Here is a 23,821-nt window from a genome sequence, read left to right as displayed (position 1 = left end):
GTGCGCCATCCATCAGCCCAACCTGTTTCCCCTGATTGTTCACGGCGGTAAGCCTCCATGGCAGTCCGGACGGCAGCCTGGGCCACCGCGATGGGGGTCGGCTTCGCTGGCTGCCTCGCTGGCCCGCTCGTGTGCCGACAGCGAGGTGTCGAGCTGCCCCAGGAAGCGCAGCAGCGGGTGTGCGACCGGTACGCCGGAAGAGCCGGCCACCATGACGCCTTCGGTAGCGACCTGGGCGGCCACGGCGTCCCAGATGGCCCGGAGTGCCGGGTAGCGGTCCCCCGTAGGCCCTGTGGGCGTTGGGCGGCTTCTTGTGACCGCTTCCGTGGCCTTGCGGGCCCGTGCGGCGGCTTTCCCGTGGGCATCCGTACAGAACTTGGTAGCGACCACCACACGCGGAGTCGCTGCACCCGGCCTTCCGTAGACGAGCCGCGGCATTGGCATCGGCAGAGATAGCCGCCTTGCGCTTCCGGTGGGACTGCCCGGTACGGCCAGCCTCGTAGGCCCGACGGTGCTCGTCGCACCGGCCGCCGCTGGTAGCCCACCCCCTACAGTCAAGGCACCGCGTGCGCATGACTTCCTCTCCCTCCCCTGAGCCACGGACTACGTAATCCGTGACCCGTGATCCACCAACGACCGCACATCCCGCCATTCGGCGTACTCCGAGGCGCGCGGGTTAGACCAACCGAGTGACCCGCCCTACCCTGTTGCAGACAGGGCGGGAGGAACATGATCGAGAATCAGATCAACGGCAGCGATGTTGATTTCGCCGTTCAGGCTGGAATGATCAACGGCGGGATCCACGTGCGCCAAGCCCGGCCAAGTGGCCGAATGGGTTCCATCTACCGTGAGCTTTACCGGCTTACAAAGATCCTCATTGAGGCCATTCCGAGCACTCCGATCCTCAGGCCAGAAAGAGCTAAAGTCACCCTTTCACACATCTCATATGCACAAAATGCGGCTTCGACTTTCTTCGAGGAACATGAGCCCGACATCATGCTGTTCGCCCCCTTGGGGGCTGGTGAAATCTTCCAGCGGATGAAGGGCTCCGCAATCCTTGTGGCTGCCACGGCACACGCAATGTCACGCGTCGATGTCCCGGCAGAGAGTCAGCCGCTTCCAAAGCTCCGTAAGAAGCTAGAAGCTGACTTAGCAGCTTTCGCTAAGTCAATCCCGCGATAGCGGGATTCGCTATCCGCGGCCGCATCGTCCACGCCCCTACCGGCTACGGCTACTCGTAAGCGACGCGACCCCTTCACCGCACGACTCCGGCGGCAGCCCCGGTAGCGCGGGGCCCGTGGTGCATGGGCGAAGGGAGACGGGGCGCTCAGACCACCAACCGTGGAGGGGTGTGCGACACTCCGCGGAGGCTCCGGAGTAGAAGCCTTCCGCATCGTCGGCGTGGAATCGGTCCAACTGTGCTTCTGCGGCTCGCAGTTCAGCCACGGCCTCCACGACCCCTTGTGTTTCCTTCGGCTTCGAGACGGCAGCCCAGCGCACTGCCACCGTGCTGAGAAGCGGGTCCTCCTCATCGACGCCATGAAGCCGGGCAAGCTGAAGTGCGCAAGCTGCGGCTATCGCATGGCCCGTATCGGGGACTCCTACGCCACCTGAGAGACGCTGTCCTGCCGGTCCGACGGGCCCCGGCGGGTACGTCACCCGGCTCCACCAGCGCCGCGTGCCGCCCGGCCGGGCGGCACGCGGCCGGGCCCGGGGCGGGCACCCGCCGGCAGGCGGGTGGGGGGTGGATGGTGGGGAACGGCGGTGGACCTACCCAACACACCAGATCACGCACGGGTGTTCACCCTGCGGTGGGCGAAGGAGCAGCCCGGAAACGCCGCTGCCGCGCGACCCCGTGGGTTCGCGCGGCAGCGGCGTTGACGGCGGAAGACCTCAGACGTTGAAGCCCAGCGCCCGGAGCTGGTCGCGGCCGTCGTCGGTGATCTTGTCCGGGCCCCACGGCGGCATCCAGACCCAGTTGATGCGCAGGTCCTGCACCAGGCCGTCGGTGGCGGTCTTGGCCTGGTCCTCGATGACGTCGGTCAGCGGGCAGGCCGCCGACGTGAGCGTCATGTCGATGGTGGCCACGTCGGACTCGTCGATGTGGATGCCGTAGATCAGGCCCAGGTTGACGACGTCGATGCCCAGTTCGGGGTCGACGACGTCCATCAGGGCCTCGGTCAGGTCCTCGACCGAGACCGTGCCGGCGGTGGTGCCGACGATCATGCCGGGCTGCTGCCCCTCCGCAGCGGAGGCCTCGGCGCCGGTGGCACCGGTGGTGGCGGCGCCGGTGGTGGTGCTCTCGTCACTCATGGTCTTGTCCTCCTCTGCGGGTTCAGTCGTTCGCGGTGGGGTTCTGGGCGAGCGCCTGGGCGGTGGCGTCCTTCCAGGCCATCCAGCTGAGCAGGGCGCACTTGACCCGTGCCGGGTACTTGGAGACGCCGGCGAACGCGACCGCGTCCTCCAGCACCTCCTCGTCGCCCTCGCCCTGGCCCTTGCTCTGCATCAGCTCCAGGAAGGCTTCCTGGACGGCCTGCGCCTCGCCCACGCTCTTGCCGACGACCAGGTCGTTGAGCACCGAGGCGCTCGCCTGGCTGATCGAGCAGCCCTGGGACTCGTACGAGACGTCGGCCACCGTCGCGCCGTCGAGCTTCACCCGCAGGGTGATCTCGTCGCCGCACGTCGGGTTGACGTGGTGCACCTCGGCGTCGCCGTCCCGCAGCCCCTTGCCGTGCGGGTTGCGGTAGTGGTCCAGGATGATGTCCTGGTACATCGAGTCGAGCTTCATGGTCGTCCTGCCCCGTCCCGTCAGCCGAAGAAGTTCCGGACGTGGTGCAGGCCGTCGATCAGCGCGTCGACCTCGCCCGGCGTCGAGTACAGATAGAACGACGCCCGCGTGGTCGCCGGAATTCCGTACCGCAGGCAGACCGGCCGCGCGCAGTGGTGGCCGACGCGCACGGCGATGCCCTGCTCGTCCAGCACCTGGCCCACGTCGTGCGGGTGGATGTCGCCGAGGGTGAAGGAGATCGCGGCACCGCGGTCCACGGCCGTGCGCGGGCCGATGATCCGCAGGTCCGGGACCTCCAGCAGCCGCTCGACGGCGTACTCGGTGATCGCGTGCTCGTGCGCCGCGATCTTCTCCATGCCGATGCCCTGGAGGTAGTCGACGGCCGCGCCGAGCCCGACCGCCTGGGCGATCGGCGGGGTGCCGGCCTCGAACTTGTGCGGCGCCGGGGCGTAGGTGGACGAGCCCATGGTGACGGTCTCGATCATCTCGCCGCCGCCGAGGAACGGCGGGAGGTCCTCCAGCAGCTCGTGGCGGCCCCAGAGCACGCCGATGCCGGTCGGGGCCAGCATCTTGTGGCCGGTGAAGGCGACGAAGTCGGCCTCCAGCGCCTGCACGTCCAGCACCATGTGCGGGGCGGCCTGCGAGGCGTCGACGACGACCAGCGCGCCGACCGACTGGGCCTTGCGGACGATGGTCTCGACCGGGTTGACCGTGCCCAGCAGGTTGGAGACCAGGGTGACGGAGACCACCTTGGTCCGCTCGGTGATCAGCTCGTCGATGTTCGACAGGTCGAGCCGGCCCTCGTCGGTCAGCCCGAACCACTTGAGCTTCGCACCGGTGCGCTGCGAGAGCAGCTGCCACGGGACGATGTTGGAGTGGTGCTCCATCTCCGTGATGACGATCTCGGAGTCGGCGTCCACCCGGTAGGGCTCGTCGGCCCAGCCGAGCATGTTGGCGACGAGGTTGAGCGACTCCGAGGCGTTCTTGGTGAAGATCACCTCGTTGCGGCTCGGCGCGTTGATGAACGCCGCGACCTTGTCGCGGGCGCCCTCGTACAGTGCCGTGGCCTCCTCGGCGAGCACGTGCACGCCGCGGTGGACGTTGGCGTTGTGCCGCTCGTAGTAGGCGTTCAGGGCCTCCAGCACCTGGCGCGGCTTCTGCGAGGTGGCCGCGTTGTCCAGGTAGACCAGCGGCTTCTCGTCGTGCAGCAGTCGCTGGAGGACCGGGAAGTCCTTGCGGATCGCGTCGGTGTCGAGGAGGCCGCTATGACCCGTAAACGGATGCGTCACTCGGACGCGCCCCCCTTCACGTACGCCTCGTAGCCCTCGTTCTCCAGCTTGTCGGCCAGCTCGGCGCCGCCGGACTCGACGATGCGGCCGCCCGCGAAGACGTGGACGTGGTCGGGCTTGATGTACCGCAGGATGCGGGTGTAGTGGGTCACCAGCAGGGTGCCGACCTCGCCGGTCGAGCGGACCCGGTTGATGCCCTCGGAGACGATCCGCAGCGCGTCGACGTCCAGACCGGAGTCGGTCTCGTCGAGGATCGCGATCTTCGGCTTGAGGAGCTCCAGCTGGAGGATCTCGTGGCGCTTCTTCTCACCGCCGGAGAAGCCCTCGTTGACGTTGCGCTCGGCGAAGGCCGGGTCCATCTGCAGGGCGGCCATCGCCTCCTTGACCTCCTTGACCCACAGCCGCAGCTTGGGGGCCTCGCCGCGGACGGCGGTGGCGGCGGTGCGCAGGAAGTTGCTGACCGAGACGCCCGGGACCTCGACCGGGTACTGCATGGCCAGGAAGACGCCGGCCTTGGCGCGCTCGTCGACGGACATCTCCAGGACGTCCTCGCCGTCCAGCAGCACCGAGCCGCCGGTGACGGTGTACTTCGGGTGGCCGGCCAGCGAGTAGGCCAGGGTGGACTTGCCGGAGCCGTTCGGACCCATGATGGCGTGGGTCTCGCCCTGCTTCACGGTCAGGTCGACGCCCTTCAGGATCTCGCGCGGGCCGTTCTCGGCCTCCACGGAGACGTGCAGGTCGCGGATTTCAAGGGTTGCCATGTGTACTCAGGACTCCTGGTTGACGGAGACGAGCACATCGTCCCCTTCGATCTTTACGGGGTAGACAGCGACCGGCTTGGTGGCGGGCAGGCCGGAGGGCTTGCCGGTGCGCAGGTCGAAGCTGGAGCCGTGCAGCCAGCACTCGATCATGCAGTCCTCGACCTCGCCCTCGGAGAGCGAGACGTTCGCGTGCGAGCAGATGTCGTTGATCGCGAACACCCCCTCGTCGGTGCGGACGACGGAGACCGGCACGCCGTTGAGGTCCACGCGCTTGGGAACGTCCTCCTGGAGGTCGCTCAGCGCGCAGGCACGGAGGAAGGTCATCTCGCTCAGACCGCCGATTCCAGCTCGGCGTCGATCTTCTCCATGAGCTGGTCCTGGACCTCGGCCACGCCGATCTGCTGGAGCAGCTCGGCGAAGAAGCCGCGCACCACCAGGCGGCGGGCCTCGTCGGCCGGGATGCCGCGGGCCATCAGGTAGAACAGCTGCTCGTCGTCGAAGCGGCCGGTCGCCGAGGCGTGGCCGGCGCCGACGATCTCGCCGGTCTCGATCTCCAGGTTCGGGATCGAGTCGACCCGCGCGCCGTCGGTGAGCACCAGGTTGCGGTTGAGCTCGTAGGTGTCGGTGCCGAGCGCGGCGGCGCGGATCAGCACGTCGCCGACCCAGACCGCGTGCGCGTCCTGGCCCTGGAGGGCGCCCTTGTACGCGACGTTGGAGCGGCAGTGCGGGGTGTCGTGGTCGACGACCAGGCGGTGCTCCAGGTGCTGGCCCGCGTCGGCGAAGTACAGGCCGAACAGCTCGGCCTCGCCACCGGGGCCCGTGTAGTTGACCCGCGGGTGCAGGCGGACCAGGTCGCCGCCGAAGGTCACGACCACGGACTTGAACGTGGCGTCCCGGCCGACCAGCGCGTTGTGCTGGGCGACGTGGACGGCGTCCCGCTCCCAGTCCTGCACCGAGACGAAGGTCAGCTTGGCGCCGTCGCCGACCAGCAGTTCGACGTTGGCGGCCCGGGTGCCGGTGCCCTCGTGGTTGAGCACCACGACGGCCTCGGCGAACGGCTTGACGTCGATCACCACGTGGGCGAAGCGGACCCCGCCCGCGGCGCGCACGTCGATCCGGACCGGCTCGGTCAGCACCGCGTCCTGGGGGACGGTCACCACGAGCGCCTGCTCGAAGCCGCTGAACGCCTGCGCGGCGACCCGGTCGACCGGCATGCCGGCCTTGCCGAGCCGGGCGTCGTCCCGGCCGACGGTCTCGGCGGTGACGCCGTCCGGCAGCGCGAACTCGACCTTGTCCTCGCCCCGCTCGCCGTCGGCGGCCGTGCCGTCGTGCAGCCCGGCGAGGCGGTGCAGCGGGGTGAACCGCCAGTCCTCCTCGCGGCCGGTGGGCACCGGGAAGTCGTTCACGTCGAAGGACGGCTTGACCGCGACGCGCGCGTCGATCGGCTGCTGGACGGTGGTCCGGCCGGTGCCGGGGCCGGCGAGCTGCGCGCCCGCGCCGGCGGTGCCGACCTCGATCGAACCGGCGGTGGTCGCCCCGGTGGTGTTCTGAACGTCAGCCATGGCTGTCGTGGTGCTCTCTTCCTCGAAAACTCGAAAGTCGGTGGGCGGGGTCCGGCCGGTCGTCAGCCGACCGCGCCCTCCATCTGCAGCTCGATCAGCCGGTTGAGCTCCAGCGCGTACTCCATCGGCAGCTCGCGCGCGATCGGCTCGACGAAGCCGCGGACGATCATCGCCATCGCCTCGAACTCCGTCATGCCGCGGCTCATCAGGTAGAACAGCTGGTCCTCGCTGACCTTGGAGACGGTCGCCTCGTGGCCCATGGACACGTCGTCCTCGCGGACGTCCACGTAGGGGTAGGTGTCCGAGCGGGAGATCGTGTCGACCAGCAGCGCGTCGCAGAGCACGTTGGACTTGGCGCCCTTGGAGCCCTCGCCGATCTCGATCAGACCGCGGTAGGAGGTCCGGCCGCCGCCGCGCGCCACCGACTTGGAGACGATGTTGGACGAGGTGTTCGGCGCCATGTGGACCATCTTGGCGCCGGCGTCCTGGTGCTGGCCCTCGCCCGCGAAGGCGATCGACAGGGTCTCGCCCTTGGCGTGCTCGCCCATCAGGTAGACGGCCGGGTACTTCATGGTGACCTTGGAGCCGATGTTGCCGTCGACCCACTCCATGGTCGCGCCCTCGTACGCCACGGCGCGCTTGGTGACCAGGTTGTAGACGTTGTTCGACCAGTTCTGGATCGTCGTGTAACGGCAGCGGCCGCCCTTCTTGACGATGATCTCCACGACCGCCGAGTGCAGCGAGTCGGAGGAGTAGATCGGGGCGGTGCAGCCCTCGACGTAGTGGACGTAGGCGTCCTCGTCGACGATGATCAGCGTCCGCTCGAACTGGCCCATGTTCTCGGTGTTGATCCGGAAGTAGGCCTGGAGCGGGATGTCCACGTGCACGCCCTTCGGCACGTAGATGAACGAGCCGCCGGACCACACCGCGGTGTTCAGCGCGGCGAACTTGTTGTCGCCGGCCGGGATCACGGTGCCGAAGTACTCCTTGAACAGCTCCGGGTGCTCGCGCAGCGCGGTGTCGGTGTCCAGGAAGATGACGCCCTGCTCCTCCAGGTCCTCGCGGATCTGGTGGTAGACGACCTCGGACTCGTACTGGGCGGCGACGCCGGCGACCAGGCGCTGCTTCTCCGCCTCCGGGATGCCGAGCTTGTCGTACGTCGCCTTGATGTCCGCCGGCAGGTCCTCCCAGGACTCGGCCTGCTTCTCGGTGGAGCGGACGAAGTACTTGATGTTGTCGAAGTCGATGCCGGTGAGGTCCGAGCCCCAGGTCGGCATGGGCTTCTTGCCGAACAGCTTCAGGCCCTTGAGACGCAGGTTGAGCATCCACTCGGACTCGTTCTTCTTCGCGGAGATGTCGCGGACGACCTCCTCGCTGAGCCCGCGCTTGGCCGCCGCACCGGCGGTGTCCGGGTCGGCCCAGCCGTACTCGTAATTGCCCAGGCCCTCGAGCTCGGGGTGCGAAACGGTGTCAGTCATGCGAGCTTCCTAACGCGCGGACGCAGAATCTTCGGTGGACGCGGAATTTTCCGACGTGCTGGCAGTCGGCACCGCATCGGAGCCGCGGCCCGAAGGCAGCCGGGCGGACGACGATGCGGCACCGGGTGCCGGCACATAGGTGGTGCAGACCCCGTCGCCGTGGGCGATCGTGGCCAGCCGTTGCACATGGGTGCCCAGGAGCTGGGAGAAGACCTCGGTCTCCGCCTCGCAGAGCTGGGGGAACTGCTCGGCGATGTGCGCGACCGGGCAGTGGTGCTGGCAGAGCTGGGCGCCCGCCGGGGCCTTGGCCGCGGCCGACGGGACACGCCGCACCGTGGCAGCGTACCCGTCCGCGCTCAGCGCCTGCGCGAGCGCCTCGGTGCGCTCGCCGGCGGCGGCCAGGCGCAGGGCCTCCAGGTACTTCTCGGCCTGCTTGCCGAACCGGGCGCGGGCGAAGGCGGCGACCGCCTCCTCGCCCGCCTTGCCGCCGCCCACCGAGTCCGCGATCCAGCGCAGCGCGTCAGCGGCGAGCTGGTCGTACGCCTGGTAGAAGGCGTCCCGGCCGGCGTCGGTGAGCGCGAAGACCTTGGCCGGACGGCCCCGGCCGCGGCTGCCGTAGACCCGCTGGTCGCGGGACTCGACCAGGCCGCTGGCGGCGAGCCCGTCGAGGTGGCGGCGGACGGCCGCGGCGGTGAGGCCGAGCCGGCTCGCCAGATCGGCGGCGGAGGACGGGCCGTGGTCCAGGATCGACCGGGCGACCCGGTCCCGGGTGGCCCGGTGGCCGTCCAGCAGCACCTCGGCCGCCGTCACGGGCACGTCGCAGGAGGAGGCCGACTCGACCTCCTGCTGCTGGGCGTGCTCGCGCATGTTTTTCACAACACCAGTGTTGCGTAATTCCTTCCGCGGGGACAAGCCGTGACCCATGCCTCATCGGTGGCATCGATCACGCAGGTAAGCCTTACCTGAACTGGGAAAACGATCATCCAGGCCGCCGTCCGGCGGTCCTGTCGGGCCCTCTTACACTCGCCGGTATGCACTCCGAACCCGCGGTCCAGATCGCCGGGCTGGTCAAACGCTACGGCGACAAGGTCGCGGTGGACGGCCTCGACCTCACCATCCCGGCCGGCGCGATCACCGCCGTCCTCGGCCCCAACGGCGCCGGCAAGACCACCACCATCGAGACCTGCGAGGGCTACCGCCGGCCCGACGCCGGCACCGTCCGCGTCCTCGGTCTCGACCCGGTCGCCCAGAACGCCGCGCTGCGGCCCCGGATCGGCGTCATGCTGCAGTCCGGCGGCGTGTACGCGGGCGCGCGCGCCGTCGAGATGCTGCGGCACACCGCCCGGCTGCACGCCCACCCGCTGGACGTGGACGCCCTGGTCGACCGCCTCGGCCTCGGCTCCTGCGGCCGCACCGCGTACCGGCGGCTGTCCGGCGGCCAGCAGCAGCGGCTCGCCCTGGCGATGGCCGTGGTCGGCCGCCCCGAGCTGGTCTTCCTGGACGAGCCGACCGCGGGCCTCGACCCGCAGGCCCGCCGGGCCACCTGGGACCTGGTGCGCGACCTGCGCCGGGACGGCGTCACCGTGGTCGTCACCACCCACCACATGGACGAGGCCGAGCAGCTCGCCGACCGGGTCGCCGTCGTCGACCGCGGCCGGGTGATCGCCGACGGTACCGTCGAGGAGCTGTGTCGCGACGGCGCCGAGGGCGCGCTGCGCTTCGACGGCCCGCCCGGCCTCGACCTCGGCCCGCTGCTCAAGGAACTACCCGAGGGCGCCACCGCCGTCGAGACCGCGCCCGGCAGCTACCGCGTCGAGGCGCCCGTCGACCCCCGGCTGGTGGCCACCGTCACCGGCTGGTGCGCGGCCTCCGGCATCCTGCCCGAACGGCTGTCCGTCCAGCGCCGCAGCCTGGAGGACGTCTTCCTCGACCTGACCGGACGGGAGCTGCGCTCGTGACACGTACGGACTACTCGCCCCGGCCGGGCGCCGCGCCCGTCGGCCGAATGCTGCTCGCCCAGACCGCGTTCGAGACCCGGATGCTGCTGCGCAACGGTGAGCAGCTGCTGCTCACCGTGGTCATCCCGACCGTGCTGCTGGTGCTGTTCTCCGCCGTGGACATCGTCGCGGTCGAGGGCCCCGGCAAGCGGGTCGACTTCCTGGCCCCCGGACTGCTCGCGCTGGCCGTGATGTCCACCGCCTTCACCGGCCAGGCGATCGCCACCGGCTTCGAGCGCCGCTACGGCGTGCTGAAGCGGCTCGGCGCCAGCCCGCTGCCGCGCTGGGCGCTGCTGACCGCCAAGACCGGCTGCGTCCTGGTGACGGAGGCGCTGCAGGTGGCGCTGCTGTCGGTGATCGCACTGGCCCTCGGCTGGTCCCCGCACGGCGACCCGCTGACCGTCGCCGCGCTGCTGGTCCTCGGCACCGCCGCCTTCTCCGGGCTCGGCCTGCTGATGGCCGGCACCCTGAAGGCCGAGGCCACCCTGGCCGGCGCCAACCTGGTGTTCGTCCTGCTGCTGCTCGCCGGCGGGGTGATCGTGCCGCTGAGCAGGTTCCCCTCGGCCGTCCGGTCGGTGCTGGAGCTGCTGCCGATCTCGGCGCTCTCGGACGGCCTGCGGTCGGTGCTCCAGGACGGCGCCGGGGTGCCGTGGGCGGACCTCGGCATCCTGGCCGGCTGGTCGGTGCTCGGCCTGGCCGCGGCCGCCCGCTTCTTCCGCTGGGAGTGACCGGCGGCTCGGCGCACGACGCCCCCCGGCCACCAGGTGGCCGGGGGGCGTCGTGGTTGCGGTCGCCGTTGCCGGCTCGCGGAGCGTCAGCTCGCGCTGCCGCCGCGGCGCTTGCGGGCGAGCAGCACGAGCGCGCCGCCGACCAGCAGCACGCCGCCGCCGGCCGCCGCGATCATCGGGGTCGCGTCGCTGCTACCGGTCTGGGCGAGCGCCGGGGCGCTGCTGGTGGGCGACGGGGTCGGGGACTTGCTCGGGGTGGGCGTGGCCGACGGGGTCGGGGTGGCCGGGGGCGTGACCGGCGGGGTGGACGGGGTCACGGTCGGCGTCGGGGTCGGCGTCGGCGTCTTGGTGGGGGTGGGCGTGGGGGTGGGCGTCGGGGTCTTGGTCGGGGTCGGGGTCGGAGTCGGCGTGTGGCACGGCTCGATGGTCTTGGTCTCGTTGATGTTCCAGCCCTTCTCGTTCGGGTTCTCCGTGGTGGTGACCACCAGGTTCGCCTTGATCGGGCTGTTGTGGTCCTTCACCGGGAAGGAGCCGTGGAACTCCGCGGGGAAGGCCTTGGCGTCCAGGACCTTCTCGCCGTCGATGGTGAGGCTGACGGTGTTCTTCACGTCGGCCTTGGGGCTGTAGTTGATCAGATCGATCACGATCTTGTCGCAGGTCACCGTCCAACTCGGCACGTGCGCCGAGGCGTTGGTGGCCAGTGCCAGGGGCAGTAGAAAACCGGCCGCAGCCGTGCCGGCGAGTGCCGTCGCACCGATCGCGAAGTGCCGCTGCTGTCGTGCCATTACCTTTTTCCCCTCCGAACGGTCCTGTGCAGCAGGCGTGTTGAGTGGTTCGCGGTGGCCCGCTACGACTGTCCGGGGGACTCTACCGGCACTCCCGCACCCCGCCACACCCCGCCGCACGACCGGATATCGACGGTCCGTCCGTCTTTCCGATGTGCATGACCAGCCCATCACAGCCGTCACCTCGCAGAACGTGGATTCGGCAAACGTGAATGAACTTCGTCACCTTCAAGACAGAACGGCGCCCCTGGTGATCGGGTTCAATCACCAGGGGCGCCGATTCGGTCAGCCGACGAACATCCGGACCATTCCGGCCTTCCCGGCCTTCCCGGCGGCTCGACCCTTCCGGGCCGTCACCGCCGGTTCAGCGGTTTCAGGCCCTCTTCGCCGCCCGGCGCCGGGCGGCCACCACGATCGCGCCGCCGGCCGCCAGCACCACCGCACCGCCGATCGCCAGCGGCAGCACCGGACCGGAGCCGGTGTGCGCCAGGTTGCCGCCCGCGTCCGGCGAGGCGGACGGGCCGCCCGGAGCCGCCGGAGCGGCTGTCGAGGCACCGGCCGACGGGCTGGCCGAGCCGCTCGGGCCGGGCTTGCCGGTCGCCGGAACGGACGGGCTGCCCGAGGGGCTCACCGAACCGCTCGGGGAGGCCGACGCGCTCGGCGTGCCCGACGGCGAGCCGGTCGGCCCCGTGGGCGGTACGGTCGGCGGCACCGTCGGCGTGCCGGACGGCGTCGGGACGGTGGTGCCCGGCAGGCAGCCGGTGAAGGGGTAGTGGTGCGTCTCCGCACCGCCCTTGCCGGTCAGCGAGGCGGCGATCACCGAGCCGTTGACCGGCCCGCCGCTGCCGAGGTCGAAGGCGGCGTTCGGCGCGAGCACGGTGCCCGCCCAGGCGGCCTGGCTGTTCTTGACCACCTTGGTGGCGGTCGGGAAGTTCCAGAGCAGCTTGGCCCGGACCGCCCCGCCCGCGGCGCTCTGCAGCTTGTCGTCCAGCACGAAGGCCTTCCTGCCCTCGTCCCACAGGTGGAAGCCGGAGGTCCCGGCCGCCGCCATGTCGTACGAGCCGCCGGTCACGTTTACCACCGTCACCGAGCCGGCCGGCACCTTGAGGAAGACGTCCTTGGCGCCCTGCAGCTTCGCCGCCTCGACGGTGAAGCTGTTGTACTTCGCGTCCCCGCCGGTGAGGGTCAGCTTGGCGCCCTCGGCCTGGACGCCGGCGCCGGCGGTCTGCGGCACGGCGGCCAGCGAGGCCGCGGCGGCGCGCAGCTTGGCGAACTCGGCCTTGAAGTCGATCGGCGAGGGGCCCTGCCCGACGGTGCCCTGGTGGGCCTGGACCACCGCGCCGTCGGCCTTGGAGCCGAAGACGCCGTTGCCCTTCATCACCTGGGTGTTGTGGCCGGTGATCTTGCCGGCCACGACCAGGGCGTTCTTCCCGGGCAGCGCGTCGACCTGGGCCGCGGTGAGCTCCTGGCCGACCGAGAAGCCGCCGGTGAAGTCGGCGTTGCCGCCGACCGCGACCGCACCCTCGGCGTCGGGCGTGTGGGTGTCGTCGCCCTCGATGAACTCGCCGTAGAGGTTGGCGACCCCGAGACTGCGGCACTCCTGATCGGCGCCGACGGCCTGGGCGGCCGGCGCGATGAGGCCGGCCAGTGCGAGAGAGCCACCGACGGCGAGCGCGGCGGCGGAAGTGGATATGCGCATGTGCAGGATCTCCGCTTACGTGCGGGAGGAGTGGGAGAGGCCCGAAAAAAGGTATGGACCAATCCGCACTCTTTCGGCCAAACCGGTGATTGGTCAAGACCAATGACCGCCTTGCCCGAACAGTCCGCTTTGCGGTCCGCCCGCCCGGCGCCCCGCGGCGCCGCGCCCCGCCGCAAGATCGCCTGTAAGGCCGCCTACGATTGACCCCGTGCCTAACCCCTTCTCCTGGCTCGCCGAGCGCTGGCAGCCCTCCGCCGCGATGGTCCGCCGCGCCACGTTCGCCGCGCTGGTGATGAGCGTGGTGATCGTCGTCACCGGCGGCGCCGTCCGGCTCACCGCCTCCGGCCTCGGCTGTTCGACGTGGCCGCGCTGCACGCCGGAAAGCCTGATCCCGACGCCCGAGATGGGCTACTACGGCGTGGTCGAGTTCACCAACCGGATGCTCACCTACGTGCTGAGCGCCGCGGTCGGCTGGGCGATCCTGGCCGCCCGCTGCCACCGGCCGTGGCGGCACAGCATGACCAAGCTCGGCTGGGCACAGTTCTGGCTGGTGATGAGCAACGCCGTGCTCGGCGGCATCACCGTGCTGACCGGCCTCAACCCGTACACCGTGGCCCTGCACATGATCGCCGCGATGGCCCTGGTCTGGGTGGCGCTGCTGATGTGGGAGCGGGCGAAGGAAGGGGACGGCCCGCCGAAGCTCTCGGTGGCCCGCCCGATCCACCAGCTCTCGTACGTCCTGGTCACCGTCATCGGCCTGCTGGTCGCCGCCGGCACCCTGGTGACCGGCGCCGGCCACCACCCGGGCACCCCCCGGGACAACAAGATCGTCCCGCGCATCCCGATCGACTACGACCGCCTGGCGCAGGCCCACGCCGACCTGGCCTTCGTCTCGGTCGGCCTGGCCATCGCGGTGATTTTCGTCTTCGCGGCCGTCAAGGCCCCGCAGCCCGCCCGGGCCCGCGCCAAGGAACTGCTCGCGATCCTCCTGCTCCAGGGCGTACTCGGCTTCGTCCAGTACTTCACCGACGCCCCCGAGCTGATGGTCGGCCTGCACATGTTCCTCGCCGCCCTGACCTGGATCGCCGCCCTCCGCATCCCCCTCGCCCTGCGCACCCGCCCGGCCGAGGAGACCGCCGCCGCCCCGGCCCCACGGACGCCGGAGCCCGCCGCAGCTTGAGCCACGCAGAAGGCCCCCATCGCAACCGATGGGGGCCTTCGCCGTGCTGTCAGAGCAGGTGCCGCCCGTCGTGGGTCCGGATACTCGGTGCCGTGTGGTCCCGAAGCGCGTCCAGGACCCGTACGGCATAGACCTCGCCCATGCACTCGGAGACCTCGGCCGGTGTGAGCCAAGCGACTTCGACCGCCTCGTCCGAGAGTCGCTCCGCCCCGCCCTCCGGTCGGCAGCGGAAGACGAGGGCGACGATCCCCCGGGTCACGTTCTTGTAGACGCCGGTCAGCCTGTCCACGCCGACCTTGACCCCGGTCTCCTCGTAGACCTCGCGGCGCACGCCGTCCTCGACGGCCTCGTCCGGCTCCAGCACACCACCCGGGGCTTCCCAGGTCCCGTTGTCAGCCCGCCGAATCGCCAGGACCCGGCCGTCCTCGCGCACCACCACCCCCGCGACGGACACCGAGTGGAGCGGCGTTGACTGGGACTTCCCGACGCTGTTACTCATGTGCAGGAGGATAGGAGCCCTGAAGGACTATGGCGAGTGGTGAGGTGGCCTCGTCGGCCACAGCGAAGTACCTGCAGATCGCGGCTGATCTCGCCGCACAAATCAAGTCGGGCGCTCTCGCTCCCGGCGCCACCGTGCCCAGCGAGGCGGAGCTCATACAGCGGTACGGAGTCGCATCCGGGACGGTTCGCAAGGCCATCGCCGAACTCCGAACGTCTCAGCTCATCGAGACGCATCACGGTCGAGGATCATTCGTCCGCTCGCGCCCGCCGGTACAGCGGAAGTCTGCGGACCGGTTCCGCCGCGCCCACCGCAAGGCCGGCAAGGCGGCGTACCTTGCAGAGACGGAGACCTCCGGCGGCGTCCCATCCGTGACCGTGCTGTTCGTAGGCCCCACCGCAGCGTCTCCTGAGATCGCCGGTCGCTTGGGCCTTCCCGTCGGCGCCCAGGTGCTGGCCCGCAAGCGCCGGTACTTCCGCGACGGGGTACCCACCGAGGAGGCCACGTCATACCTGCCCTGGGATGTGGTCAAGGACATCCCTGAGGTCTTCGCCGAGAACCCCGGTGGCGGCGGCATCTACGCCCGCCTCGAAGAGCACGGCCACCCCCTCGCCGAGTTCACCGAGTCCGTCCGGGCCAGGCTCGCGACCAAGCCCGAGGCCAAAGCGCTCTCATTGAGCCCTGGTGCGCCGGTGATCCATCTCGTTCGTGAGGCCATCACCACCGATGGACGCGTGGTGGAAGTGTGCGACACCGTCATGGCCGCCGATCAGTTCGTTCTGGACTATCGCTTCCCCGCGCACGACTGACTCACGATCAACTTCCTCAACCCGTGGCGAGATTCCTCTCGCCACGGGTTGACTCATATACAGGAGTCAGGCATTCTTCTCCTCGTTACTCATGTACATGAGTGCATGGAGGCATCTCATATAGAGGAGATGGTCGTGTTCGAGGCCAACGTCCTGGACGTTCCCATGCAGCACGCTTCGTTGGAGAGTCGTGCGACTCCTGGCTCCGACCCGACGTCGGTGTTGGCGGCAGCCGACCTGCTGCTGCCCTACCAGCCGGAATCGGTGGCAGCTGCGCGCCGGTTCGTCGGCGCGCAGCTGCGAGAGTGGGGGCTGGAGGTCTTGGTGGACGACGCCGTAGTGATCGTCAGCGAGCTGACGACCAACTCCCTCAAGACCGGCTGCCGGACCCGCATGCTCGTCGGTGTCCGCCGTCCGACCGGCCGGACCGTCCGCATCCTCGTCGGTGACGGTTCCCGCTCGATGCCCGTGGTGATCCAGGCCGGACCCGACGCCACGTCGGGCCGGGGTCTGGCGATGGTCCACCGGCTCACCTGCGGCCGTTGGGGCGTCACGCTCCTCCCGTTCGGGAAGGTCGTCCACGCCGACCTCGCGACGCCCCCGCCGATCCCCCGGTGAACTCGCAACCGCCGGAGGACACTTCCGGCCCCGACGACGCACCGCTGCCATCCCCTCCTGATCCCACGCGCGTCTGGGCCGCCTACGGGGTATCCGCCGCTGCCGGATCGCATGTCGTGCTGGCAGCCCTGGTACTGGTCAACCGGTCCCCCTGAAGCCCCCGCCCGCGCCGCCGGCCCGGCGGCGCGGGCGGGATCACCGACCCGTCTCCCGACCTCGAAAGGAGCACCGGCATGTCCGAGCGCGATCCGAAGCCGCCCAGGCCGCGGCCGCCGAACCCGCCCACGCCCCGGCCGCCGAACCGGTAGGGGCTCGGCACCTCACGACCACCGCACCACCGACGACGAACCGATCACAGGAGGACCCATGGGCTGGGGAACCGACAAGAGCAGCGGCGGCAAGCACGGGGGCAAGAAGGATCCCGGCACCAGCAAGCCGTCCCCCGACGGGGCACGCCCGGCGCCCGAGCCGAAGCACAAGAAGGACGAGGGCGAGAAGTGACGGACCCTGCGCATCGACCGGAGCCGGCCGCCGTATGCGGCCTGCTCCGAACCGTAGGCGAGGCGCTTGGCGGCCCGGTCCCCCGCGAGTGGAAGCAGGCTATCGAGGCGGTCCCGCGCCATCGCTTCCTGCCGGAGCGGATCTGGTTGGAGGACGACCGGGGCGGCTACGAACCGTGCGACCTCTCGACCGACCAGCGGCGGTGGTTCGAGGCGGCTTACGCGGACGTGCCCATCGTCACCCAGCTCGACGACGGCCAGGCATCGGCCGATCCGGCCGATGCCTGGCCGTCCTCCTCCGCCTCGGCTCCCTCGGTCGTCGTCCGCATGCTCCGCGACCTCGACCTCCGGCCCGGAATGGACGTCCTGGAGATCGGCACCGGCACCGGCTGGAACGCGGCTCTGCTGGCGCACCGCGTGGGCGCCGGACACGTCACCTCGATCGAGATCGACTCCGAGGTCTCCGAGCAGGCGCGGGCCTCCCTGAACGCGGCAGGCGTGGACGTGGAGCTCATCTGCGGGGACGGCTCCGTGGGCCGGCCGCGCCGTCACCCGTACGACCGGATCATCTCCACCTGTTCGGTTCGCCGCGTGCCCTGGGCGTGGATCGAGCAGACCCGGCCCGGCGGCACCATCCTCACCCCCTGGGACAACCCGATGCTCTGCTGGGGGCTGCTCAAGCTCACCGTCGAACGTGATCGCGCGCAGGGGCGCTTCAGCCCGCATTCCGCGTTCATGCTGATGCGCAACCAGCGGCAGGATCTGCGGATCTTCCGCGATGTCGTCCGCGACGAGCACACGCCGGAGGAGTCCGGGACGACGCTGTCACCATGGGAGGTCACCGGCGCCCACTGGGACGCGCGGTTCGCTCTCGGCCTGTGGCTGGGCGATGTCTGGACAGCCTGGGAGGACGACGAAGAACGGCTCCGGGTCGCGACGACGGACGCTCGGTCATGGGCGGCCGTCGAGCGTCGAGCCGAGCAGTTCACCGTCTGGCAGCACGGCCCGCGCCGGCTCTGGGACGAGATCGAAACCGCCCACCGCTGGTGGGACGAGCACGACCGCCCGGCACCCGAACGCTTCGGGCTCACCGTCACCGCGGACAGTCAGTGGGCTCGGCTGGACCGTCCATCCCTTCCCGTCCGCACAGACATGTTGTGACCGCGAAACAACGGCCCGGCTCCCCCGTACGGGAAGGGAGCCGGGCCGCCGTCGTCGCTGAAGGGGGCCTCAGCCGCCGATCTGGATGCCGGCCATCCGCTTCCACTCGTACTCGCCGGTCTTCACCTTGAGGCCCAGCTCGCCCTCGAAGTCGTCGTGCAGGGTCAGCCCGGCCAGCTCCGCGGCCCGGCGGCCGACGGCGTAGCTGGGGGCCACCTGGTCGCCCCAGGCGCCGTCCGCGCCCACCACGACGATCCGGGTGGCCACGGCGCCGACGTACTCGACGACCGCGTCGGCGCTGCCCCCGTGCTGCCGGGCGAAGCTGGTCAGGTTCTTGGCGATGCGCTTGGCGCGGCGCTCGGTACGGGCGTCCGACGCGGCGGTGGAGGTCTCTGCGCTGCTCATGCCCCGCATGCTACCCACCGGTAGGCGCCCTGGCGACGGGAGCGCCCTGTGCACCGGGCCACATACTGGAGAGGTGACGTTCAGAGGCTGGCCCGCCGAGGCGCTCGACTTCTACGAGCAGCTCGAAGCCGACAACTCCAGGACCTTCTGGCAGGCCCACAAGGACCGGTACGAGGACGCCGTACGGGCCCCGATGGAGCGGCTGCTCGCCGAGCTGGAGCCCGAGTTCGGACCGGGCAAGGTCTTCCGCCCGAACCGCGACGTCCGCTTCAGCGCCGACAAGTCCCCGTACAAGACGCACATCGGCGCGCACCTGGAGAGCGGCGGCTACATCCAGCTCTCCGCCGACGGCCTGGCCTGCGGCAACGGGCTGTACCAGCTCGCCCCGGACCAGCTGGAGCGCTACCGGGCCGCCGTCGCCGAGGACGTCACCGGCGCCGAGCTGGAGCGGGTGATCGCCCGGGTGGAGCGGGAGGGCCCGCGGGTGGTCGGCCGGGACTCCCTCAAGTCGGCCCCGCGCGGCTATCCCAAGGACCACCCCCGGATCGCGCTGCTGCGCCACAAGGGCCTGGTGGCCTGGCAGGAGTGGGAGCCCGCGAAGTGGCTGGGCACCCGCGCCGCCTACACCCGGATCACCGGCTTCCTGCACGCCTCCCAGCCGCTGCGGGACTGGCTGGACGACCACGTCGGCCCCTCCGGGCTGCCCGCCCGCTGAAACGGGAAGAGCCCCGGTCCGCACGGACCGGGGCTCTTCTCCTGCAAGGACCTACTTCACGAACGGGTCGATCGCGCAGACCACCATCAGCAGCGACAGGTAGGTGATCGACCAGTGGAACAGCCGCATCTCCTTGAGCTTCGCACCCACGATCCCGGCCTTGGCCCGCCCGTACAGCGCGTGCGCCTCGCGCAGCCACGCCCCGCCCAGCAGCACCGCGGCGACCGGGTACAGCCAGCTCATGTGCCCCAGCGGCCAGAGCGCCAGCGAGACCGCCACCATCACCCAGGAGTAGGCGACGACCTGCTTGCCGACCGCCACGTTGCCCTTGACGACCGGCAGCATCGGCACGCCGGCCCGCTCGTAGTCGTCGCGGACCTTCATCGACAGCACCCAGGTGTGCGGCGGCGTCCAGAAGAACACCACCAGGAACAGCACCACCGCGGCCCAGGACACCGAGTCGGTCACCGAGGACCAGCCGACCAGCACCGGCATGCAGCCCGCGATGCCGCCCCAGACGATGTTCTGCGAGGTGCGCCGCTTGAGCCCCAGCGTGTAGACGAACACGTAGAACAGCAGCGCGCCCAGCGCCAGCCAGGCGGACAGCCAGTTGACCCCGTAGCCCAGCAGCAGGGTCGAGACGACCGCCAGCACGACGCCGAACACCAGCGCCTCGCGCGGCGACACCATCCCGGTGACGATCGGCCGCCGCTCGGTGCGCGACATCACCGCGTCGATGTCCCGGTCGATGTACATGTTGAGGGCGTTGGCGCCGCCCGCCGAGAGGTAGCCGCCGACGACGACCTTCAGCACCAGCAGCATGTTCGGCACGCCCTGCTGAGCCAGGAACATCACCGGCACGGTGCTCATCAGCAGCAGCTCGATGATGCGCGGCTTGGTCAGTGCGACGAACGCGCCGACACGGGCCCCGAAGGGCCGGTGCGCAGGAGTCGCCCCGGTGACCCCGGCGGGACGGGTTTCGACGGCGGTCACTAACACCCCAACTGAAGATGAATCCTCGCAGGCGTCCACAGGAACGAAGGGTCCCGAATCGTCCGCTCTGCGCGTACCACGACACCATAGACGCTCCATATATCGCATCCGGCTCCGGGGTCCCCCGGCGAGGCGGAACGCACACCCCCGGGTGAACCGCCCGGCCGGGGCCTCCGGGAGCCTCCGGCGGCACGCTCTACCCCGTCCTGACCACCGGAGCGGCGCGGGGCGGAGAATCGGGAGAGCCTGGGACAAATCAACGCGGACCGTCCCAGTGGGAATCTGCATGCGGAATTGCCGGTTGTCCCAGCACGGAGGGTGAGCCACGGCCCGGACGGTAGGCTCGCACGCAGAAGCGGGATCTACCCTCCGTGACCGGCACCACCCAGCGTCGGGACCACAGCGCCGTGGCCGACCCGGTCCCCATTCACGGGGTCACTCTTCAATACGGAAGGAGCCCTGAGACAGGGTGAGCACTGCGCCGACGAACGCATTCGAGTGGACCGATCTGGACGAGCGCACGGTTGACACCGCGCGCGTCCTGGCCATGGACGCCGTCCAGAAGGTCGGAAACGGCCACCCCGGGACGGCCATGTCGCTGGCCCCGGCCGCGTACCTGATCTTCCAGCGGTTCCTGCGCCACGACCCGACCGACCCGTCCTGGGTCGGGCGCGACCGCTTCGTCCTCTCCCCCGGGCACACCAGCCTGACCCTCTACACCCAGCTCTACCTCTCCGGCTACGGCCTGGAGCTGGACGACCTCAAGGCCTTCCGCGTCGCCGGCAGCCGCACCCCCGGTCACCCCGAGCACGGCCACACCGCCGGCGTGGAGACCACCACCGGTCCGCTCGGCCAGGGCATCGCCAACGCGGTCGGCATGGCGATGGCCGCCCGCTACGAGCGCGGCCTGTTCGACCCGGACGCCCCGGCCGGCGAGTCGCCCTTCGACCACACCGTCTGGGCCATCGTCTCCGACGGCGACCTGGAGGAGGGCATCTCCGCCGAGGCCTCGTCGCTGGCCGGCCACCAGAAGCTGGGCAACCTGGTCGCCCTCTACGACGACAACCACATCTCGATCGAGGGCGACACCGAGACCGCCTTCTCCGAGGACGTCCTCAAGCGCTACGAGGCGTACGGCTGGCACGTCCAGCGGGTCGTCCCGAAGTCCAACGGCGACATCGACGTGGCCGCCCTCGCCGAGGCGCTGGCCGCGGCCAAGGCCGAGACCTCCCGCCCGTCCATGATCGCGATGCGCACCATCATCGCCTGGCCGGCCCCGGACGCCCAGAACACCGCCAAGGCGCACGGCTCCGCGCTCGGCGCCGCCGAGATCGCCGCCACCAAGAAGGTCCTGGGCTTCGACCCGGAGAAGACCTTCGAGGTCAGCGACCAGGTCATCGAGCACGCCCGCCTGGTCATCAAGCGCGGCAAGGCCGCCCGCGACCAGTGGCAGCAGGGCTTCGACGCCTGGCGCGCCGCCAACCCGCACCGCGCCGCCGAGTTCGACCGCATCCAGGCCGGCGAGCTGCCCGAGGGCTGGAAGAAGGCCGTCCCGTCCTTCCCGGCCGGCAAGGACGTCGCCACCCGCAAGGCCTCCGGCGACACCCTCAAGGCGATCGGCGCGGTGATCCCGGAGCTGTGGGGCGGCTCGGCCGACCTCGCCGAGTCCAACCTCACCACCATCGACGAGGACAGCTCCTTCCTCCCCGACGGCAACCCGCTGAAGTCGGCCGGCCCGTACGGCCGGACGATCCACTTCGGCATCCGCGAGCACGCCATGGGCTCGACCATGAACGGCATCGCCCTGCACGGCAGGACCCGCGTCTACGGCGGCACCTTCCTGGTCTTCGCCGACTACATGCGCCCGGCCGTCCGCCTGGCCGCGCTGATGAAGCTGCCGGTCACCTACGTCTGGACGCACGACTCGATCGGCCTCGGCGAGGACGGCCCGACCCACCAGCCGGTCGAGCACCTGGCCTCGCTGCGCGCCATCCCGGGCCTGGCCATGGTCCGCCCGGCCGACGCCAACGAGACCGCCGTCGCCTGGCGCACCATCGTCGAGCGCCACACCAGCCACCCCGGCCCGGTCGGCCTGGCCCTGACCCGCCAGGGCGTCCCGACCTTCGACCGCGAGGTCTTCGGCTCCGCCGAGGGCACCGCGAAGGGCGGCTACGTCCTGGCCGAGGCCTCCACCGGCGACCCGCAGGTGATCCTGCTCGGCACCGGCTCCGAGGTCCAGCTGGCCGTCAAGGCCCGCGAGGTGCTGGAGGCCGAGGGCATCGCCACCCGCGTGGTGTCGCTGCCGTCCTTCGAGTGGTTCCAGGAGCAGGACCAGGCCTACCGCGACAGCGTGCTGCCGCCGTCGGTCAAGGCCCGGGTGTCGGTCGAGGCCGGCATCGCCCAGGGCTGGCGCGAGCTGGTCGGCGACCACGGCCGGATCGTCTCGCTGGAGCACTTCGGCGCCTCCGCCGACTACAAGGTGCTCTTCGAGGAGTTCGGCATCACCGCCGAGCGCGTGGTGGCCGAGGCCCACAACGCCCTGCGCTCCCTCGAAGCCGTCAGCCGCTAGCGGCACAGCGGCCGCGTGTCCGCCCGCACGCGGGCACGCGGCCCCCTCCGACCACCCCACGAAGCACGAAGAACAAGGGACTGAAGCACCATGACTGACGCACTGAAGCGCCTCAGCGACGAAGGCGTTGCGATCTGGCTGGACGACCTCAGCCGCAAGCGGCTGAACTCCGGCAACCTGGCCGAACTGGTGCAGAACAAGCACGTGGTGGGCGTCACCACCAACCCGACCATCTTCCAGAAGGCGATCGCCGGCGCCGGCGACGACTCCTACGACGGCCAGCTGCGCGACCTCGCCGTGCGCAAGGTCACCACGGAGGAGGCGATCCGCATGATCACCACCTCCGACGTGCGCGACGCGGCCGACGTGCTGCGCCCGGTCTACGACGCCTCCAACGGCCGCGACGGCCGCGTCTCCATCGAGGTCGACCCGCGCCTGGCGCACGAGACCGCCACCACCGTGGCCGAGGCCAAGCAGCTGTGGTGGCTGGTCGACCGCCCGAACGTCTTCATCAAGATCCCCGCCACCATGGGCGGACTGCCCGCGATCAGCGAGGTCATCGGCCGGGGCATCAGCGTCAACGTCACGCTGATCTTCTCGCTGGAGCGCTACAAGGCCGTCATCGACGCCTACCTGACCGGCCTGGAGACCGCCAAGGCCAAGGGCCTGGACCTCTCCCAGATCGAGTCGGTCGCCTCCTTCTTCGTCTCCCGCGTGGACACCGAGATCGACAAGCGCCTCGACAAGATCGGCGGCGACGCCAGGAACCTGCGCTCCAAGGCCGCGCTGGCCAACGCCCGCCTCGCCTACCAGGCGTACGAGGAGGTCTTCGGCAGCGTCGACGGCAAGACCGCCGGCAGCGCCCGCTGGCTCGCCCTGGAGGCCGCCGGCGCCAAGCCGCAGCGCCCGCTGTGGGCCTCGACCGGCGTCAAGGACCCGGCCCTGCCGGACACCCTGTACGTCACCGAGCTGGTCGCCCCCGGCACCGTCAACACCATGCCCGAGGCCACCCTCGACGCCACCGGCGACCACGGCGTCGTCACCGGCAACACCATCGTCCCGAACTACGCCGACGCCAAGGCCGTGCTGGACGCGATCGCCGCCGCCGGCGTGGACTACGACGACGTCGTCCAGGTCCTGGAGGACGAGGGCGTCGAGAAGTTCGAGCAGTCCTGGAACGAGCTGCTCGACACCGTCACCGCCTCGCTGGCCTCCTTCGCCGCCGAGAAGTGACCCCTGCTCACAGCCAGCGCACGAAAGCGGAGCCCATCAAGTGAGCACTGAT

The 23,821-nt window shown here is 70.4% G+C and carries 24 protein-coding genes; 11 read left to right on the top strand and 13 right to left on the bottom strand.

The genetic code is table 11. The annotated features are described in order from the left end of the window. Nucleotides 1–729 precede the first annotated feature (729 nt). On the top strand, nt 730–1,182 hold the full coding sequence (locus tag ACZ5GH_RS25765) for a hypothetical protein (protein WP_387758030.1): 453 nt from the start codon (nt 730–732) through the stop codon (nt 1,180–1,182). Between the two features lie 711 nt (nt 1,183–1,893). On the opposite strand, the gene ACZ5GH_RS25760 is transcribed toward ACZ5GH_RS25765, so the two are convergent. The 8 genes from ACZ5GH_RS25760 to ACZ5GH_RS25725 form a co-directional block, all read right to left on the bottom strand. Beyond that, nucleotides 1,894–2,226 (bottom strand): metal-sulfur cluster assembly factor, encoded by a 333-nt coding sequence (locus ACZ5GH_RS25760; RefSeq protein ID WP_078860786.1) that lies wholly within the window; start codon nt 2,224–2,226, stop codon nt 1,894–1,896. A gap of 109 nt (nt 2,227–2,335) precedes the next feature. Then, nucleotides 2,336–2,788 (bottom strand): Fe-S cluster assembly sulfur transfer protein SufU, encoded by a 453-nt coding sequence (sufU, locus tag ACZ5GH_RS25755; RefSeq protein ID WP_387758029.1) that lies wholly within the window; start codon nt 2,786–2,788, stop codon nt 2,336–2,338. A gap of 20 nt (nt 2,789–2,808) precedes the next feature. Beyond that, the gene (locus ACZ5GH_RS25750) at nt 2,809–4,077 is read right to left on the bottom strand and encodes a cysteine desulfurase (protein WP_387758027.1); all 1,269 of its coding nucleotides are present in this window, start codon (nt 4,075–4,077) and stop codon (nt 2,809–2,811) included. Next, nucleotides 4,074–4,838 carry a Fe-S cluster assembly ATPase SufC gene (gene sufC, locus ACZ5GH_RS25745; RefSeq protein WP_380455919.1) on the bottom strand — a complete coding sequence of 255 codons (765 nt, stop codon included), beginning with the start codon at nt 4,836–4,838 and terminating at the stop codon, nt 4,074–4,076. The genes ACZ5GH_RS25750 and sufC overlap by 4 nt, the downstream gene beginning before the upstream one ends. Nucleotides 4,839–4,844: 6 nt before the next feature. Continuing rightward, nucleotides 4,845–5,162: a bifunctional 3-phenylpropionate/cinnamic acid dioxygenase ferredoxin subunit gene (locus ACZ5GH_RS25740; RefSeq protein ID WP_153463212.1), complete on the bottom strand. Its 318-nt coding sequence runs from the start codon at nt 5,160–5,162 to the stop codon at nt 4,845–4,847. 5 nt (nt 5,163–5,167) lie between these two features. Continuing rightward, on the bottom strand, nt 5,168–6,400 hold the full coding sequence (gene sufD, locus ACZ5GH_RS25735; protein WP_464335343.1) for a Fe-S cluster assembly protein SufD: 1,233 nt from the start codon (nt 6,398–6,400) through the stop codon (nt 5,168–5,170). Nucleotides 6,401–6,462: 62 nt separating this feature from the next. Beyond that, complete coding sequence (gene sufB / locus ACZ5GH_RS25730; protein WP_387758023.1) at nt 6,463–7,878, bottom strand: Fe-S cluster assembly protein SufB; 1,416 nt, start codon at nt 7,876–7,878, stop codon at nt 6,463–6,465. Nucleotides 7,879–7,887: 9 nt separating this feature from the next. Further along, nucleotides 7,888–8,754: a helix-turn-helix transcriptional regulator gene (locus ACZ5GH_RS25725; RefSeq protein WP_464335342.1), complete on the bottom strand. Its 867-nt coding sequence runs from the start codon at nt 8,752–8,754 to the stop codon at nt 7,888–7,890. 155 nt (nt 8,755–8,909) lie between these two features. On the opposite strand from ACZ5GH_RS25725, the gene ACZ5GH_RS25720 reads away from it, so the two are divergent. Then, nucleotides 8,910–9,836: an ABC transporter ATP-binding protein gene (locus ACZ5GH_RS25720; protein ID WP_464335341.1), complete on the top strand. Its 927-nt coding sequence runs from the start codon at nt 8,910–8,912 to the stop codon at nt 9,834–9,836. 47 nt (nt 9,837–9,883) lie between these two features. Next, the gene (locus ACZ5GH_RS25715) at nt 9,884–10,603 is read left to right on the top strand and encodes an ABC transporter permease (protein WP_387758048.1); all 720 of its coding nucleotides are present in this window, start codon (nt 9,884–9,886) and stop codon (nt 10,601–10,603) included. A gap of 86 nt (nt 10,604–10,689) precedes the next feature. Here the strand turns inward: ACZ5GH_RS25715 and ACZ5GH_RS25710 are convergent, their stop codons facing one another. Continuing rightward, a complete protein-coding gene (locus ACZ5GH_RS25710) occupies nt 10,690–11,388 on the bottom strand; it encodes an LAETG motif-containing sortase-dependent surface protein (protein ID WP_464335340.1) in 699 nt (232 codons plus the stop codon). Between the two features lie 373 nt (nt 11,389–11,761). Next, nucleotides 11,762–13,087: a choice-of-anchor A family protein gene (locus tag ACZ5GH_RS25705; protein ID WP_464335339.1), complete on the bottom strand. Its 1,326-nt coding sequence runs from the start codon at nt 13,085–13,087 to the stop codon at nt 11,762–11,764. A 259-nt stretch (nt 13,088–13,346) separates the two neighbouring features. On the opposite strand from ACZ5GH_RS25705, the gene ACZ5GH_RS25700 reads away from it, so the two are divergent. Continuing rightward, entirely contained in the window at nt 13,347–14,267 is a 921-nt protein-coding gene (locus tag ACZ5GH_RS25700; protein ID WP_464336871.1) for a COX15/CtaA family protein, read from the top strand. A gap of 49 nt (nt 14,268–14,316) precedes the next feature. Here the strand turns inward: ACZ5GH_RS25700 and ACZ5GH_RS25695 are convergent, their stop codons facing one another. After that, nucleotides 14,317–14,778, bottom strand: a complete 462-nt coding sequence (locus tag ACZ5GH_RS25695) for an NUDIX hydrolase (protein ID WP_464336870.1) — start codon at nt 14,776–14,778, stop codon at nt 14,317–14,319. A gap of 17 nt (nt 14,779–14,795) precedes the next feature. On the opposite strand from ACZ5GH_RS25695, the gene ACZ5GH_RS25690 reads away from it, so the two are divergent. From ACZ5GH_RS25690 to ACZ5GH_RS25675, 4 genes are all read left to right on the top strand, one after another. Continuing rightward, nucleotides 14,796–15,575, top strand: coding sequence for a GntR family transcriptional regulator (locus ACZ5GH_RS25690; RefSeq protein ID WP_464335338.1), 780 nt, complete (start codon nt 14,796–14,798; stop codon nt 15,573–15,575). 135 nt (nt 15,576–15,710) lie between these two features. Further along, the gene (locus ACZ5GH_RS25685; RefSeq protein ID WP_464335337.1) at nt 15,711–16,193 is read left to right on the top strand and encodes an ATP-binding protein; all 483 of its coding nucleotides are present in this window, start codon (nt 15,711–15,713) and stop codon (nt 16,191–16,193) included. Between the two features lie 366 nt (nt 16,194–16,559). Next, complete coding sequence (locus tag ACZ5GH_RS25680; protein WP_387758013.1) at nt 16,560–16,694, top strand: hypothetical protein; 135 nt, start codon at nt 16,560–16,562, stop codon at nt 16,692–16,694. Further along, nucleotides 16,691–17,854, top strand: a complete 1,164-nt coding sequence (locus tag ACZ5GH_RS25675) for a methyltransferase domain-containing protein (RefSeq protein ID WP_464335336.1) — start codon at nt 16,691–16,693, stop codon at nt 17,852–17,854. The genes ACZ5GH_RS25680 and ACZ5GH_RS25675 overlap by 4 nt, the downstream gene beginning before the upstream one ends. Before the next feature lie 69 nt (nt 17,855–17,923). On the opposite strand, the gene ACZ5GH_RS25670 is transcribed toward ACZ5GH_RS25675, so the two are convergent. Beyond that, nucleotides 17,924–18,259, bottom strand: a complete 336-nt coding sequence (locus tag ACZ5GH_RS25670; protein ID WP_464335335.1) for a hypothetical protein — start codon at nt 18,257–18,259, stop codon at nt 17,924–17,926. A 73-nt stretch (nt 18,260–18,332) separates the two neighbouring features. Between ACZ5GH_RS25670 and ACZ5GH_RS25665 the strand changes: the two genes are divergently transcribed. After that, entirely contained in the window at nt 18,333–18,974 is a 642-nt protein-coding gene (locus ACZ5GH_RS25665; RefSeq protein ID WP_464335334.1) for a DUF2461 domain-containing protein, read from the top strand. Between the two features lie 51 nt (nt 18,975–19,025). Here the strand turns inward: ACZ5GH_RS25665 and ACZ5GH_RS25660 are convergent, their stop codons facing one another. After that, entirely contained in the window at nt 19,026–19,973 is a 948-nt protein-coding gene (locus tag ACZ5GH_RS25660; protein ID WP_387758009.1) for a heme o synthase, read from the bottom strand. A 463-nt stretch (nt 19,974–20,436) separates the two neighbouring features. On the opposite strand from ACZ5GH_RS25660, the gene tkt reads away from it, so the two are divergent. Together tkt and tal are read left to right on the top strand one after the other, a co-directional pair. Next, nucleotides 20,437–22,536, top strand: coding sequence for a transketolase (gene tkt / locus ACZ5GH_RS25655; RefSeq protein ID WP_387758007.1), 2,100 nt, complete (start codon nt 20,437–20,439; stop codon nt 22,534–22,536). Between the two features lie 90 nt (nt 22,537–22,626). Next, nucleotides 22,627–23,769, top strand: a complete 1,143-nt coding sequence (gene tal, locus ACZ5GH_RS25650; RefSeq protein ID WP_387758006.1) for a transaldolase — start codon at nt 22,627–22,629, stop codon at nt 23,767–23,769. The last annotated feature ends 52 nt before the right edge of the window (nt 23,770–23,821 follow it).

The organism is Kitasatospora sp. Xyl93 (genome assembly GCF_055383135.1).
Note: the sequence above shows the minus strand (reverse complement) of the source record. Positions and strands in the feature narration are given on the sequence as shown.